This window comes from Alteribacillus iranensis, assembly GCF_900113025.1.
GTDB classification, from domain to species: domain Bacteria; phylum Bacillota; class Bacilli; order Bacillales; family Marinococcaceae; genus Alteribacillus_A; species Alteribacillus_A iranensis.
Genome location: NZ_FONT01000003.1, coordinates 143,449 through 158,254, shown reverse-complemented (window position 1 = coordinate 158,254; position 14,806 = coordinate 143,449). Strand labels below are relative to the sequence as shown.

16 protein-coding genes and 1 riboswitch are annotated in these 14,806 nt (G+C 43.9%); all 16 genes read right to left on the bottom strand.

What is annotated here, in order from left to right; all coding sequences use genetic code 11:
• Window positions 1-8 precede the first annotated feature (8 nt).
• The 16 genes from BM095_RS08465 to BM095_RS08390 all read right to left on the bottom strand — a co-directional run bounded on the left by BM095_RS08465 (window position 9) and on the right by BM095_RS08390 (window position 14,781).
• On the bottom strand, window positions 9-1,049 hold the full coding sequence (locus tag BM095_RS08465) for a rod shape-determining protein (protein WP_091660254.1): 1,041 nt from the start codon (window positions 1,047-1,049) through the stop codon (window positions 9-11).
• Between the two features lie 299 nt (window positions 1,050-1,348).
• Window positions 1,349-2,020 (bottom strand): RadC family protein, encoded by a 672-nt coding sequence (gene radC, locus BM095_RS08460; protein ID WP_143083211.1) that lies wholly within the window; start codon window positions 2,018-2,020, stop codon window positions 1,349-1,351.
• A gap of 61 nt (window positions 2,021-2,081) precedes the next feature.
• Window positions 2,082-2,654 carry a Maf family protein gene (locus BM095_RS08455; RefSeq protein ID WP_091660251.1) on the bottom strand — a complete coding sequence of 191 codons (573 nt, stop codon included), beginning with the start codon at window positions 2,652-2,654 and terminating at the stop codon, window positions 2,082-2,084.
• 126 nt (window positions 2,655-2,780) lie between these two features.
• The gene (locus BM095_RS08450; RefSeq protein WP_091660249.1) at window positions 2,781-3,749 is read right to left on the bottom strand and encodes a hypothetical protein; all 969 of its coding nucleotides are present in this window, start codon (window positions 3,747-3,749) and stop codon (window positions 2,781-2,783) included.
• A 99-nt stretch (window positions 3,750-3,848) separates the two neighbouring features.
• Window positions 3,849-4,511, bottom strand: a complete 663-nt coding sequence (locus BM095_RS08445; protein WP_091660246.1) for a hypothetical protein — start codon at window positions 4,509-4,511, stop codon at window positions 3,849-3,851.
• Complete coding sequence (locus tag BM095_RS08440; protein WP_091660244.1) at window positions 4,501-5,058, bottom strand: hypothetical protein; 558 nt, start codon at window positions 5,056-5,058, stop codon at window positions 4,501-4,503. The genes BM095_RS08445 and BM095_RS08440 overlap by 11 nt, the downstream gene beginning before the upstream one ends.
• Before the next feature lie 41 nt (window positions 5,059-5,099).
• Window positions 5,100-6,044 carry a type IV pilus biogenesis protein PilM gene (pilM, locus tag BM095_RS08435; RefSeq protein WP_218151623.1) on the bottom strand — a complete coding sequence of 315 codons (945 nt, stop codon included), beginning with the start codon at window positions 6,042-6,044 and terminating at the stop codon, window positions 5,100-5,102.
• A gap of 57 nt (window positions 6,045-6,101) precedes the next feature.
• Window positions 6,102-6,857 (bottom strand): prepilin peptidase, encoded by a 756-nt coding sequence (locus tag BM095_RS08430; RefSeq protein ID WP_091660240.1) that lies wholly within the window; start codon window positions 6,855-6,857, stop codon window positions 6,102-6,104.
• Window positions 6,858-7,019: 162 nt separating this feature from the next.
• On the bottom strand, window positions 7,020-7,499 hold the full coding sequence (locus tag BM095_RS08425; protein ID WP_091660238.1) for a competence type IV pilus major pilin ComGC: 480 nt from the start codon (window positions 7,497-7,499) through the stop codon (window positions 7,020-7,022).
• 87 nt (window positions 7,500-7,586) lie between these two features.
• Window positions 7,587-7,670: riboswitch (cyclic di-GMP riboswitch) on the bottom strand.
• A gap of 81 nt (window positions 7,671-7,751) precedes the next feature.
• Window positions 7,752-8,960 carry a type II secretion system F family protein gene (locus BM095_RS08420; protein WP_091660233.1) on the bottom strand — a complete coding sequence of 403 codons (1,209 nt, stop codon included), beginning with the start codon at window positions 8,958-8,960 and terminating at the stop codon, window positions 7,752-7,754.
• Entirely contained in the window at window positions 8,961-10,007 is a 1,047-nt protein-coding gene (locus BM095_RS08415; RefSeq protein WP_091660230.1) for a type IV pilus twitching motility protein PilT, read from the bottom strand. It lies immediately after the preceding gene.
• 15 nt (window positions 10,008-10,022) lie between these two features.
• A complete protein-coding gene (locus tag BM095_RS08410; protein WP_091660227.1) occupies window positions 10,023-11,681 on the bottom strand; it encodes a GspE/PulE family protein in 1,659 nt (552 codons plus the stop codon).
• A gap of 9 nt (window positions 11,682-11,690) precedes the next feature.
• Entirely contained in the window at window positions 11,691-13,172 is a 1,482-nt protein-coding gene (locus BM095_RS08405; RefSeq protein WP_091660224.1) for a G5 domain-containing protein, read from the bottom strand.
• On the bottom strand, window positions 13,172-13,828 hold the full coding sequence (locus BM095_RS08400; RefSeq protein WP_091660221.1) for a hypothetical protein: 657 nt from the start codon (window positions 13,826-13,828) through the stop codon (window positions 13,172-13,174). The genes BM095_RS08405 and BM095_RS08400 overlap by 1 nt, the downstream gene beginning before the upstream one ends.
• A 21-nt stretch (window positions 13,829-13,849) precedes the next feature.
• The gene (locus BM095_RS08395; RefSeq protein ID WP_143083205.1) at window positions 13,850-14,389 is read right to left on the bottom strand and encodes a hypothetical protein; all 540 of its coding nucleotides are present in this window, start codon (window positions 14,387-14,389) and stop codon (window positions 13,850-13,852) included.
• The gene (locus BM095_RS08390) at window positions 14,374-14,781 is read right to left on the bottom strand and encodes a type IV pilus modification PilV family protein (RefSeq protein ID WP_218151622.1); all 408 of its coding nucleotides are present in this window, start codon (window positions 14,779-14,781) and stop codon (window positions 14,374-14,376) included. The genes BM095_RS08395 and BM095_RS08390 overlap by 16 nt, the downstream gene beginning before the upstream one ends.
• Window positions 14,782-14,806: the final 25 nt, after the last annotated feature.

Below are 14,806 nucleotides of genomic sequence, written 5' to 3'. Positions count from 1 at the left end.
CACCCTCTCTACTGTATGTTCCGGTTTGATCGAGACGTAATACCCGCCTTAGACCGGAACAGATGCAAATTCTCTAATGCTCTTCCCGTACCAATCGCTACACAATCCAGTGGATTCTCGGCAATCAATACCGGCATATTCGTCTCATCACTCAACACTTTATCGATATTGTGCAGCATAGCGCCTCCACCGGTGAGTACGATGCCTCGATCCATTATATCGGCAGCTAGCTCCGGAGGGGTCTTTTCAAGTGTACTTTTCACTGTTTCCACAATTGTATGGACGGTCTCAGACAAAGCACCTGCAATTTCTTTTGCCGTCACCGCAATCGTCTTCGGCAATCCGGAGACCATATCGCGTCCGCGAATTTCCATATCCTTGTCAGAAGGAGTTCCGGCCGAGCCGATCTCCATTTTCAACGCTTCAGCTGTCCGCTCCCCAATCATGAGGCTGTAGGTCTTCTTAATATATTGAATGATGGATTCATCCATTTCATCACCTGCAACCCGAATCGATTGGCTTGTCACAATACCGCCAAGCGAAATAATAGCCACTTCTGTGGTACCGCCGCCGATGTCTACGACCATACTGCCAGTGGGTTCCCAAACGGGCAGGTCTGCCCCAATGGCTGCGGCAAAAGGCTCTTCTATTGTATAAGCCTCTTTTGCACCAGCTTGCTTGATGGCATCCTCCACAGCTCGCTTTTCTACCGCAGTTATTCCAGAAGGTACACAAACCATCACGTTTGGTTTTCGGCTGAAAACAGAGCGATCTTTCAATGCTTGTTCGATAAAATATTTAACCATCGTAGCAGTCGTATCAAAATCAGCAATGACCCCGTCTTTCATTGGACGCATAGCTACAATGTTACCGGGAGTTCTGCCAATCATGTTTTTCGCATCATTACCAACCGCTTCAATAGTTCCTGTATCTTTTCTCATTGCAACAACGGAAGGTTCTCTGATGACGACTCCTTTCCCTTTCGCATACACTAATGTGTTTGCTGTTCCTAAATCAATACCTAAATCTTTCGATAAACCACCGAACATGTATGTATATCTCCCTTCATGCGTCACAAACTCTCTATCCTGTCTCTGATCTCATTCAAGCCCAGGAACCCATTTATATCATCCATTCGTTCGCTTTCTTTTCCATCGTATCTATCATTCAAGCTAAATAATATTATACTTAAAACTCATGAAAAAACATAGAGTTTCCCATTTCTTTCACATTTCCGATGTATCTGGAATCTTTTGTTCACTATAGGCGTAACCATAGTATTGTAATGGAAATACAGGAATCAGGCAAGGGGAAAAAGAAGGAGACTTTACGAAGAATAAAGAGTGGGTTACATATAGCCTTTTTCCTTTAAGCTTAGGAACTTCCGGTCACCGATAATGACATGATCTAACACGTCAACCCCGAGGATTTTCCCACATTCTGTTAAACGTTTGGTTACGTCTATATCTTCCTGACTAGGGGTCGGATCTCCGGAAGGATGGTTATGGAGACAAATGACGGACGCCGCCGAACGACGAAGAGCTTCTTTAAACAACTCACGCGGATGCACGATGCTTGAGTTTAGGCTGCCGATAAAAAGTGTATGCCGGTGGATGATTTCATTTTTCGTATTTAGGCACAATACTACGAAATGTTCCTGTGTAAGGAACCGCATGTCATCCATCACATAATCTGCCACATCTTCTGGAGAGCGTACAACATACCGGCTTTCTTCCTGAAACGTGTAAATTCGCTTGCACAGCTCCAAGGCAGCTTGAAGTTCTATCGCTTTCGCCTGTCCTATTCCCTTTATACCCTTTAACTCCTCAAGTGTGGCGCTTTGAAGCAAGCGAATACCATCAAAATGGTACAAAACCCGCTGAGCAAGTTGTAATACGGACTCAGACCGTGTGCCGGTTCGCAGCAAAATAGCAAGAAGCTCCTGATTCGATAAGCGTTCCGGGCCTTCTTTTGCCATTTTTTCACGCGGGCGTTCGCTGACAGGCATATCTTTAATCATGATTGGCAAATCAGACAATGAGCGTCCTCCTCTGTTGGAAGCTTGAATGATATCATGCTTGTTAGATAGATGGATAAATATGAAAGGATTGGAGCGCACGGACGGTACGACATATCGGAAGCCCGACTACATTAAAATAATCCCCATGGATCGACTGAACAAACAAGCGCCCTTTTGCTTGTATTCCGTAGCCTCCCGCTTTATCATACGGTTCAGAAGATGAAATGTAAGCTTCTAATAACTTTTCGTCTAACGTTTGAAAGCGGACTTCTGTCTCCTCATGGAAAACTACTTTTCGCGCTCGCGATAGGATTGCAACTCCCGTGAATACTTGGTGGGAACGGGAAGATAAATCTCGTAACATGCGGCGCGCTTCTTCCTTTGTTTCAGGCTTTCCCAAAATATGACCTTGCAGAGCGACCACAGTATCCGCACCCAACACCACATGATCCGGGTGAGCATCAAACACAGCCTGTGCTTTTCGATACGCCAATTCTTCTACAGCTTGAGATGGAGAGACAGAGTCTTTCAATACTTCAGATGCGCCGCTCGCTGTTGCCGTAAAGGAGAAACCTGTTTCGGTAAGAAGTGCTTTTCGTCTAGGGGATTGAGAAGCTAAGAGAAGTGAAGGCATGAAGAGGAGACCACCTTTCCAATACATTTTACTCTATTGTACAAGGTGTGCCTTCAGTTTACCAGAACCCTGGTATCCCTACAAGGCGACAGTCTCCTCACAGGAAAGGTTAGTATTTTTATATTTCTATGCTTCTGTTTTCTTCTTTCCTTCATTGTGAAGATACACTGCTTCTTCATAATAAAGGACCGTTTCCATGAGACGTTCCTGCATAGATGCTGATGCTGCCTCTTCTGTTTTCGTATCTTTCCATCGTTCAAGAGAGGTGCGTAAATCTGCAAACGAGTCTCCTCGGTCAGTCCAGCCCTCTGTCGCTTCCAAAAATTCATTCAGTGATTGTTTCCATGGAAGCTCCGTATCACTCGAGCCGCCTAAGGTACTCTCGATATCCATGATTAATTGCTTTCCTTTTAATAACATCTGTCGTTCTTCTTCTTTATCGTCTGCCCGGTTCGGTTCTGGAATGCTTCTTGTCTTTTCGTATACATCCAGTCCTTCTTTCGCATAATAGTCTTTCAATTCCGCTATCCCTTTTTCATGAAAAGAGAGACCAGAAAATAAATAATAAAAATCGCCGTCATGGGTGAGGACGGCCGGATAGCCTTTTGCTTGAAGATTGTTTTTCATCTTGATCCCTGTCTCTTTCTCTTTGAAAGCCCCTGCCTGTATAACATGCATAACAAAAGAATCGTTATATTGCGTGATGATCGGTGTGTCTGTATCATCCAATTGGATCGCCGCCCTTGTAGATGTGTCATCGCCCGTAAACAAATGAAGCAATAAAATTCCGAAGAAGAGACCGAGGAATACGGCCCCGCCAGCCAAGGAGAAATAGTACAATAAACGAGGTCGGCGCTGTTTTTTTTGTATCTTTTCTAACAAAGACGAGCCTTTTTTTGGTTGCGGGTAAGCTCCCCAATGAGATGCTGCATGTTCACGCTCCGCTAATCGCTTGTCCTGCCAATTTTCGATTTTAGTTTCTTCTATCTGTGTTTCATCTCCTGTCCTTTCTTTTTCTTGGTCAGAAGAACGCGGAACGACAGATGTTTCTCTTCCATTAATTTTAATAGATAAGTCGGGCTTGTCTTTTTTCACAGCAGGCTCTCCTTTCCTATTCGGATTGATTAGCCATACCGTAGCACACCCCCCATAAAAAAGAACGAGACTCTTGTCGTCTCGTTCGTAAAAAGATTGTCATTCCTCAACATCCCCGCTATAAAAATACGCACTGATCACCACATTAAACGTAAGAGGCTGCGGCTCCTCCTCCCTCCAAATCCACTCTTCCTGACCGCTAAATTGGAGGCTGTGAATGTGCAGAAGACGAGTCGTGTCATCGATCACTTCCATAAAGCGCTCCGCGTTTTCATAGGAGGGAGATTCCACGATAAATTGGTATGTCATACTTTCTACTTCTTCGGGAACAGCAGTCATCGTAGTTTCCGGATTTTCTTCTGCAGTTTCTTCACCCTCTACCGTTACATCCGGCTCTGTTTCTTCTGCAGTCTGGACTCCTGTTTCCGGTCCATCGGCTAAATGAACAGCAGACAGCACTTGACTTCCTGACATTTCCTCCGCACGGTCCACCTGAAGTAAAAATTCATCCTGTCTAGGCTCGGATGGGAGCCGCTGAAATAAGGAATAGCGATCTGATATTCGATCTCCGGCAGACACGCTTTCCTCTCTTTCCCTAGCCGCTAGTTGTTCCTCCAAACTCTCAATGCTAGTTTGCAATCTCTCTTGCTCTTGTGTTACCGGACGGACTTCTGTTATATACATGAATAGAAAAATAGCCAGTAAGAGAATGATCCCAACGCCAAAGACTATCCAATGTCGTCTTTCAATTTCAATCCGCATCACGATCCTCCATGCCGTCATACTCTTCATCTATTCTTAACTCGTACACGGCTTCATACCGATACACAGGCTCCATCTCCGTATGTAATTCTTCTTCACTTAGGATTTCCTGATAGTTGAGGGTTGTCATTGTCACTTGCTCAAAGAGAGGTTCCTGCAATAAGTAGTCTTGTAAGGAAGCTGCTTCTCTCATTTCAAATAAACGCACAGTTACTTCCAATTGTGAGGGGGATGCATAGTCAAATCCGGCGATGGCCGACCCTTCCGGCATATGGTTGGTCACAAGGTGTAGAAGATCCGACACCGGCTGCGCGCTTTTCTCTAGAGTGGCAGCCGCCGCTTCATATGCCTCCAATCCTTCTTCAGCACCCTCATCAGATTCATTCAACAATTGGAGAATGGCATTTTGCTCTTCACGAAGCATCGTTACCCGCTCCTGTTCACGAGCTTCTAACATCGTTATAATAAGAAAGCCAAGAAGAAAAAGGAGAAGGAGTGCAAACGCCGTCATCAGCCACGTACCGTTTCGTTTTTCTTTCTCAGGCAAAAGATTTATATCCGGCAGAATACGCGTCTCCTCCCGTTTTTCTATTTTATATTCTTCTTCAGCGCGAGGCCGATATTTTCATAAAAACGTAACGGCAGATCATCGGATACGTCAATGATTGTCACAGGGATACCAAGGCGACGTTCTAAGGAATCTTTCCACACATGGATGTAAGGATGATCGCCACTCAATACAATGCGATCCACCTTCTCTTGGCCATGCTGCATGGTAAATTTGTAATAGCGAGTCATTCCTTCTGTCTCTTCTGCGGTTTGTTGAGCAAGTTGGATCAAAGCTTCTTCCTCCCCCATCCACACGAGAGAGTTCTGTTGGATTTTCCAAAGCTCTTCTTGTTGTTCCATTGGACTATATCTGAAAAACAACGGTTGGTCTTCATGAAAAATACTCGCTACCATTCCAGTTACGTTCACTTGTAAAAGCATCGTATGTTCTTCACTTTCCACCTGTCTGTTTTCCGCAAGTGCGCGGTATGTACATAACGCGGAGATATCTGCGCTGTTTGGGCGTCCTCCAGCTTCTTCCAGCATGGCGGCATACGTCTCCGCATATTCACGAGGAGCAGCAAACACTATAACAGCATGCTCTTCTTCCATATACGTATAATCAAAGACAGGATCTGAAAAAGGAATGGGGATACTTTCCCCTAATTCCATAAACAAATGACCCTGAATCTCACGCGGTGTCATCTCTTCCGGAAGAGATAGTTTACGAATAAATACGTAGGCATCTGGAACACATAACTGAATAGGCTGTCTCCGCAGTCCCCAACGCTCCACACATTCAATGAGTATTTGACCCAGTGTGTCCCGATCCTCGATCTGTCCATCGCGGAGCACCCCGCTCGGGACGTAGCGTTCGTCGAAAATATCGATACCTTCTCGATTGGGACGGGAAGAACGAAGAAAACGAATGACATGGTCTCTTATGATAATTGTATTTCTTTTTTCTCTTTTTCTCCGCAGCATCTGTCTCACAAACTCTCCCTTTGACATGTTTACTGAACTACATGCTCATTTGCCCGTTTAATAAAAACCTGTGTACCAATCGATAATATCACTGCCAAAGAATAGAGTCAGGATGGCAGCCGCAGCAATGAAGGGACCGAATGCCATCGGTACCCCTCTTTTCACTTTCCCTAAAAGCATACCCGCTACACCTATCATCGCGCCTAGAAACACAGAAAGAAAGAAAACAAGCAAGACTTCCTTCCAGCCGAACACGACACCGAGCACGGCGAACAATTTAATATCGCCGCCTCCCATTCCGCCTTTGCTCACAATCGCAATGAGAAGAAGCAAAAAGAATCCGAGCGCCGCTCCTGCCAATACATCCCACCACGGATCAAGAGGAACCACGGTAAACCGTAATAGAAGGAAAGGAATTACGAAGAACAGCAGAATCACATCGGGTATAAGCATTGCCGTAATGTCACTAACGGTAATGATCACAAGAAGAGAGATGAGTAGGATTGCGACCGGGAATTCCCAACTCCAGCCAAACGACACCCAGGCTAATGCATATAAAAGACCCGTGATTAATTCAATGACAGGATACAGCGGAGACACAGCCGCTCCACATGTTCGGCATTTTCCTTTTAAAAATAGGTAAGAAAAGACCGGCACCAAATCAAGCGCGCTCAATGTCCTTCCGCAAGCAGTACAATGAGAACGCGGAGCTACAATCGATTCTTGTTGCGGCACCCTCATTCCTACGACATTGAAAAATGATCCAAATACTAACCCGATGATAAAAAAGTAAACCGCCCCAATGATCTCCATTCCTATTCCTTTCTTCTCCGGATATTGTCAAATTTTGTTGCTTTTATTCTATCATATACAGGACAAACTGCCTATATATGTTACACTTGCATTCTCATTCATAAAAAGAGTTATTTAACATGAAAAAATAGCCTGCTGCATTTAGCAACAGGCCTATCTATGTTATCCACCAAGATCTACAAGATCCCTTTCACGATTCCCACCAGATCCATCTTCATTGCCCCTTAATGCCTCAATTGTTTCTCCATCAATATAGCGGTGTCCCCCTTGAGCAATTAGGGTTATTGTGTATTTTAGATTACTGGGAGTTGTTCTATCAACAGTTACAATAGAGTTATTTAACCCATATTCATTGTCATTCCCTGGGCTACTGATATTTTCAATATAACCTTCAGTAATTAACTCATCTAATGTATAATCTGTTTTTGTGGAGTCTTTTAAATCAGACACTTGTGCCATTCGGACTGCATTAACCATTTGTTCTGCGTTAGCAATATGTGCATCCTTTTTACTGTTATTTATAATTCCCCCAATGCTTGGTACGGCAATGGCGGCGATAATTCCTAAAATGACGACCACTGCTAGCAACTCGACAAGTGTTAGACCGCGTTGATTTTTGACAAAGCTCAGTAATTTTTTCATTCTGAGTGTCCCCCTCCGGTATTTTCATAGATTATTGGTCTTCTCCAGAGTGATTCTGTCGAAAAACCGACTTTTGTCTGTAGGTCCCAGATGAATGGCCGGTTGCACTAGCAGCTCCCGATTACCTAAGTGCCCACATACAGGTAATCGTTCCTCACTTCCAATCTTTACATGTGTTACCATCTTTTATGCTTATATTATAATATGAGAGGGACTTTATTCCAAGGTCTTTTATCATTTAATTGTGTATTTTTATTGGACGTTTTCAAAAACTTCAAACATTGGTACTGCAATGGACGCAACAATAGTCCCGACAGCCACCGCTAGAAATAAAATCATGAGGGGCTCGATCAAAGAACGAATTTGGTCGGCGCTTGCATCGACTTCTGCTTCGTAATAATCCGCTGTTTTGTTTAACATCGTATCGAGCGCACCTGTCTTCTCCCCGACTTCTATCATCTGCGTCACCATGGGCGGGACCAGTTTATCTTCTTTCATCGGTACGGTAATTGAATGTCCTTGTTCCAGGGAGCTGCGTGATTGACGAAGCGTCCGAGCGAGCACTTCATTGCCGACAATCTTCTCTACGATGGAAACCGACTGGATAATAGGTACAGAGTTGGAAAACAAAGACCCCAGCGTACGGGCCATTCGTGCAATGGCAGCTTTTTGCAACAGTTTCCCGATAACGGGAGTTTGTAATAATAGATAATCTGTATAATACCGAACCTCATGATATTCCTGTCGTATCCATCGCAAGCCGACATACCCTCCCGCTGCGATGACAATTGGAAGCCACCACCACACTTTTGCCAGTTCTCCTGCTTCGAGAACGAACACAGTGATCGCAGGGAGTTCAGAGTCAAACGAAGCAAACATGTCCGCAAATGTAGGAACAATAAATGTTAACAGAAAGATGACAACAATGATCGCTACCGCACCAATGACGGCCGGGTAGCTTAGGGCTGATATAATTTTCCTTCGTGTTGCATACTGCTTTTCATAATAGGTCGCCAATCTTTCCAGGATCGTATCTAAACTGCCTCCCGCTTCTCCTGCTTTCACCATATTAATGAAAAGAGATGAAAATACGTTGGGATGCTTCTCTAAAGCAGATGAAAAAGCGTTTCCCGCCCTCAATTCTGATACGAGGTCCTGTAAGATAGCCCGAAGCTTTTTCTTACCCGTTTGGTCAGCAAGCGTGCTTACCGATTCAACAAGAGTGACCCCCGCATTTAGCAACGTGGAAAGCTGTCTTAAGAACAGGACAAGATCCTGCGTTCGAACTGACTTTCCAATCGATACGTCACGATACAGCCAGCCTTCCAAAGGTCGTATTTCTTTGACTGCTATTCCTTTCCCTTGCAGACGTTCTTTCGCTTCAAGCTCGGAGCTTCCTTTCGTTTTGCCAGAGACGAGCCTGCCTTTAGGATTTAATCCTTTGTATTGATAATACGCCATTTAGCTTCCTCCACCCATGTCACTAAGAAATGGAGTGACTAGCTCTTTTGCGATAACCCCTTCTGCCAGCAAGGAACGAATGGACATTTCCAACGTATGCATCCCCTCCGATTTCCCTGTCTGCATCATGCTCTGAATTTGGTGTGTTTTTTCATTGCGAATTAAATTACGAACAGCATTATTATTGACGAGAATTTCAGTTGCTGCTCGTCTCCCTGTCCCTGTCGTTGTCGGGAACAAACGTTGACTGACGACAGCGGCTAGCACTGATGCCACTTGAATACGTATTTGATCTTGTTGCTCCGGCGGAAAAACGTCAATTATTCGGTCAATCGTTGACGGAGCGTCTGTCGTGTGAAGTGTACCGAGAACGAGATGACCAGTCTCTGCTGCTGTAATAGCAGTCGAAATGGTTTCCAGGTCCCTCATCTCCCCAACGAGAATAATATCCGGATCTTGACGCAGGCAAGCTCGCAGCCCATTGGCAAAGTTTTGAGTATCGAACCCTACTTCTCGTTGATCCACAATAGACTGCTGGTGAGTATGTAAGTATTCTATCGGATCCTCTAGCGTGATAATATGTCGCTTTTTATGGCGGTTGATGTAGTCGATCAATGCCGCTAGCGTGGTCGATTTACCGCTTCCGGTTGGACCCGTGACCAGCAGTAATCCTTGGGGTTTTTCAGCCAGTTCATACAAGTGAGAAGGCATCTTCAGCTCTTCTAGAGTTGGAATATGGGTTGGAACGACACGTACAGCAAGGCTCACACATGAACGTTGAAAGTAGGCATTGACACGAAATCGTGATACCCCCCGAATACCATAAGAAAAATCAAGTTCGCCTTTTTTCTCTAAACGCTTCCACAGAGCTTCTGTCATCATTGCTTTCGCCATCGCTTCCGTGTCTTTCGGAGCTAACGTTTGGTTCCCCTGTTGCTCTAACTCTCCATGCAACCGAAAGACAGGACGTATCCCTACTGTTAAATGAATATCCGAAGCTCCACGGCGGAATGCCTCTGTTAATAATGCATCGAGGTGATAACTCATGATGAAGACCCCTTTCTATTCGTCAATCGTGACACGTATCACTTCTTCGATGGTAGTAAGTCCCTTTTTGGCTTTTAACAATCCATCGTCAATAAGAAAAATCATTCCTGATTTTAATGCGTGTTTTCGTATCGCGGCCATGCTTGCTTGATTCATAAGCATGTTTTGGATGTCTTCATCCATTTCTAACAGTTCATGAATCGCCATCCTTCCCCGATACCCTGTGTTATTGCAGGCATTACATCCTGCTCCTTTATATAAAGACCCAGGGGTCAGACCACGTTTTTCAAACAGCTCTATTTCCATATCACTTGGCTCGTATGACTCTCGACAATCCGGACATATCTTTCTGACAAGACGCTGGGCTGCTATCCCGGAGATGGAAGAAACAACCATATACGGATCAATCCCCATATCTATTAATCGAGGAATGGTCGCGATCGCACTGTTTGTATGAATCGTGCTAAATACAAGGTGTCCGGTTAAAGAAGCACGAATAGCAATTTCTGCTGTTTCTTTATCTCGCACTTCTCCTACCATGATAATGTTGGGGTCTTGGCGAAGAATGGAACGCAGTCCTTTGGCGAAGGTAAGCCCTACTTCATTGTTTACTTGCACTTGGTTGATCCCATCTAGCTGGTATTCTACCGGATCTTCTACTGTAATAATGTTGACATCTTCTTTATTTAAGTGGCCCAATGCTGCATACAAAGTCGAGGATTTTCCTGAACCTGTCGGACCGGTTAACAAAATCATCCCAGATGGGCGTTCAATCAAACGTAGAAACCTTTCATAATTTAATGGATTCATTCCGATTTCAGAGATATCTTGAAGAGCACTTTTCGCATCAAGAATACGAATGACTACTTTCTCACCAAATACAGTTGGCAGTGTTGATATTCGTAAGTCAACCGGACGGTGTTGAACGGTAACTTTAATTCGCCCATCTTGCGGCAGCCGGGTTTCTGTAATATTTAAGTCAGCCATGATTTTCACGCGGGCAATGAGGGAGCTTTGCATGCTTTTCGAGAATGTTCTTTCTGTTGATAGTACGCCGTCTACCCGGTATCTTACGAGCAATTTCGTTTCCTGCGGATCGAGATGAATGTCACTTGCACGCTGTTGAAGACCGTAAGCAAGCAGTTCATTAACGATTCGAATAACCGGTGCCGCTTCTCCCTCTACGGCAATATCTTCTGCTTCTTCTTTTACTATTTCTCTTTCCTCTCCGGATTCATGCTCATAATAATGACGATGAATGGCAGTATCAATATCTTCCCTGGAAGCGATATATGGTTCTACTTGAAAACCGGTTGTCATCCGTATTTCATCTAAGGCTAAGTAATCCATCGGGTCTGCCATCGCCGTATGCAAACGGCTGTCTTCCAGCCTAAGGGGCATGACATGATAGCGAATAGCAGCTTCTTTTGGTAAAAGCTCAACGGCTTTTTCGTCAACAGGATAGTTATGCAAACTGACACGCGGCACTCCCAATTGATACTCTAATACTTCGAGTAATTGCTGTTCGGTGATATAATCTTTCTCCACTAATACATCACCTAATTTTTGATCTCTTTCTTTTTCTCGAAGTGCTTCTTCAAGCTGATCTTTCGTTACAACGCCTGCCTCAACAAGCAAATCTCCTAAACGTTTACGGGCTTCAGCCACCAGCATCCCTCCCTTTTACTCATATCCTTTAATCGGTCCGTTTTCTCGATCCAACCAATCATTGAGATCATTAAATGCATTTCCGTCATTTTTCCCAGACGATTTATCTTGTGTTTCTTCCTCCATAGAAGGAGAAGACCCGTCTGACTGTTCACGGCCTTGGTTATCCCCGTCTGCCGAAGGACCGTTTCCTTGTCCTCGAGAGCCTTGGCCTTCTTCCTCAGATTCAGAAGAAGGAGTATCTTCTCTATTGTGTCTATGGCCATTTCCTTCTGGTTCTCCGTCTCGTTCGTCCTCCTCTTCCTCCCAACGATCTTCTGGTATTTCATCATCTATTTGATTTCTCTCTTGTAAACTCCATTCTTCTACTTTATGTTTTGGCGCATAATAATCCTGGGATAAAAGCTCTTTCTCGATCAAAGTACCTTCATTTTTTGTTTCGCGTACAAGTTCTGTATAATGACCTTCCCTGCCATTTGAGATAAGCTGTCTGTCCCCTGGCAGGCGATCTGAGTCAAAGCGCACGACCGTACGAGGTGAGATCGTTTCTTCCTTTTTGTTGACAACATAGTAGTCAAACAAGAACGGATAACCAGAGAGAGAAACGCGGTATTGGCCTCCTGTTGCTTGTACATGTATGTCATAAGGGTAAATGTTAGGGTTATAAAATCGTAGATCTTTATCCGGTGGTTGAACATCTGCATCATCCCCTAGATCTGCATGAGAAGGAAGCTGATGATGGATATGACGTTCACCAAGAACAAAATTGGTTTCTCTTAAAAGTTGAAATACAGCAGAAGCAAGCATATCTAAGGCAGGATCATCAAACAGGACAGCACCCTGCTCTTCTAACGCCTGTATCAATGAAAATTCGCTTTGCGCCTGAATTTCATATCCATCTAATTGTTCCGCCCATTCTATTGCGTAAGAAGGTAGCGTTTCACTTTTCACTGTTACTTCGTTTATCACGGTGGAGGTGAGTTGATGAGGCTTAGTAAAAAAGCTTCCAATATCCACTTGCTGTATGTCTGTGCGATTAAAATCGATGTGCTCTACTAACGTTGTGATCAATTTATCGATGTCCACTTTTTCGTGCATGTTTTCATAAGTAAATTGTTGCAAAGAAGATTGGACAGCTCCTTTCGGGATACGAGCCACCATCGAAACGTCTTCCCCAGATCGGGCGTTATTCACTGTGTCGGAAACCATGAAGTCGATTGCTTGGCTGTCAAACATCACTCGCTCATCAAACATAATAAAGGCTATGCCGCTTCTCACTTTCCATTCTTCTATTCGTTCACGAAGCACCTCTTCTGCGTCGGATACCTTCATGCCGCCAACATCTACCCCGTTAACCAGTGTCTCTTCCGGCAGGCGTTCTTCAGGGTTGGCAACAGTTTGGTAAGCTGTGGTCCCTCCATAGGAGAAGAGAAAAATGAATAACACAGCAGCCGCTAATATCAGCAAGGATTGTTCCATATATCGGTTTCTTTTCATCAGCGTCTCCAGCTCCCTTCCTCTCTCTCATACTCCTCTTCTAATTCACGAAGCAAACGTGTTCTCGTCTCGTCGGCCAAGGTTTCTTCGTTCTCGTTATCTTTCTGTGACTCTTGCGTGTTGACACGAAGAGAAAGCCCTTCCTCTTCTTCACTCACGGTCTCTTCTTCCTCATCAATCAGTGCCCGTCTTTCCATGTCAAAAAAGAAATCTTCCTCCTCATTACGCTCGGGCACCGGTTCCTCTGTTAGTTGTTTTTGGAGGTCCGGCATAGGATCAGACTCTACAGTACTTGGTATCTCTTTCTCGCTTTCCGTGAATTTCTCTTTTTCTATTGGCCTATGAATATCAATACTTTTCGAGTCTTGTGGCTCTGGTCGGGAGTCAGCCGGTCTTCCTTCCTCTTCATATTCATCATTCGTTTCTTCGTACTCCAACTGTTTTCCAAAAATAATAGAAAAAAAGACTAACAGTCCGGCCATGGTTAACAAGCCAGGTAACCAGGAATACAAATTCATTAAAAGAAATCCGAGGAGCACTATGAGAAAAGCACTAATCATAAATTGTAATCGCATCTTGTTGTTAATCTTCCATGGAAGTCGGCTCATCAAGAAATAGACGATTGCCGCTCCTGCTATCATCCAAATGATGCTCATCGTTTCTCCTCCTTCTATTCCCTATCCCCTGGTCTCATATGTTAAAAACCATTCCGGAAGGTTAATGTGATAGGTTGATGTTTGTCGTTCTTCCATTGTTATGTTGTCGGTTAGAGAAGGGATCACGTAGTAGGTGATGACCAGTTCATCTTCAGTTTCTCCCCATCGAATGTCCTCCCACCCGACTTTGACTTGCTGTCCGTCTTGTTTCTCATTTCGAGCGTAAATCGTATATTCAGGATTCAGCTTATGACTTTTTAACCTGGCTTCGAAAACTTGTTTGAAGTCATTCGCGGGATTTCCGTCATACTCTGGATCATGAAGGCGCTCTTGTATAATGTCTGCTGCCTCATCACTTGATTGGTCTGCAGCCTCTGCCATGTATTTGTTACCCATTTCTCTTAATTTAAGTATTTGAAGGTCTTCCTCTGTTTTTTCGAATTGACGATCCGCATTAAAAACATTCATAAATAAAATAGGTACCATTATACCTACGACTGTAATAGTTAATAGCACTACGATCATTGCGTAACCATTTGTTGACTTTAGTCGTCTCCACATGCCGAGTCCTCACAATCTATATATCCATAGAGTTCAGCATAAAGGGTTTGATTGGATACCTCTTCAGCATAAACCTTTACATGTATTCTAGCTATATTTAGCGATCTTTCTTCAGAACTTTGTGATAGAATATCAACAATTGGGTAATATGTCTTATTATTCATCCTCCTAGGTTCTTCAATAGCTGGACTTATGTCTTCTTTTGCTTCTATTAACACGTCTTCAGCAATGTTTAAAGATGTTAGTTTATCCTCTGTGTGCGCAGAAAAAGTGATAGATTGTGAGAAGAATCCTAAAAAAGTGACGATAACGATACTAAGTAGTGTTATAGACACTAGTAATTCAACCAAAGTTATGCCTTTATTACTATGTAAGTATTCCATTCTTTTCATCATCGTGACCTCATCTCTATAGAAA

Excerpts from the sequence above, each read along its gene's own strand:
- BM095_RS08465 (WP_091660254.1), bottom strand. The coding sequence starts at position 1,049 with ATGTTCGGTGGTTTATCGAAAGATTTAGGTATTGATTTAGGAACAGCA.
- BM095_RS08395 (WP_143083205.1), bottom strand. The coding sequence starts at position 14,389 with ATGTGGAGACGACTAAAGTCAACAAATGGTTACGCAATGATCGTAGTG.
- BM095_RS08425 (WP_091660238.1), bottom strand. The coding sequence starts at position 7,499 with ATGAAAAAATTACTGAGCTTTGTCAAAAATCAACGCGGTCTAACACTT.
- BM095_RS08455 (WP_091660251.1), bottom strand. The coding sequence starts at position 2,654 with ATGCCTTCACTTCTCTTAGCTTCTCAATCCCCTAGACGAAAAGCACTT.
- BM095_RS08420 (WP_091660233.1), bottom strand. The coding sequence starts at position 8,960 with ATGGCGTATTATCAATACAAAGGATTAAATCCTAAAGGCAGGCTCGTC.
- BM095_RS08415 (WP_091660230.1), bottom strand. The coding sequence starts at position 10,007 with ATGAGTTATCACCTCGATGCATTATTAACAGAGGCATTCCGCCGTGGA.
- BM095_RS08390 (WP_218151622.1), bottom strand. The coding sequence starts at position 14,781 with ATGAAAAGAATGGAATACTTACATAGTAATAAAGGCATAACTTTGGTT.
- pilM (WP_218151623.1), bottom strand. The coding sequence starts at position 6,044 with ATGCTGCGGAGAAAAAGAGAAAAAAGAAATACAATTATCATAAGAGAC.
- BM095_RS08400 (WP_091660221.1), bottom strand. The coding sequence starts at position 13,828 with ATGAGCATCATTTGGATGATAGCAGGAGCGGCAATCGTCTATTTCTTG.
- BM095_RS08405 (WP_091660224.1), bottom strand. The coding sequence starts at position 13,172 with ATGAAAAGAAACCGATATATGGAACAATCCTTGCTGATATTAGCGGCT.
- BM095_RS08445 (WP_091660246.1), bottom strand. The coding sequence starts at position 4,511 with ATGCGGATTGAAATTGAAAGACGACATTGGATAGTCTTTGGCGTTGGG.
- BM095_RS08410 (WP_091660227.1), bottom strand. The coding sequence starts at position 11,681 with ATGCTGGTGGCTGAAGCCCGTAAACGTTTAGGAGATTTGCTTGTTGAG.
- BM095_RS08430 (WP_091660240.1), bottom strand. The coding sequence starts at position 6,857 with ATGGAGATCATTGGGGCGGTTTACTTTTTTATCATCGGGTTAGTATTT.
- radC (WP_143083211.1), bottom strand. The coding sequence starts at position 2,020 with ATGATTAAAGATATGCCTGTCAGCGAACGCCCGCGTGAAAAAATGGCA.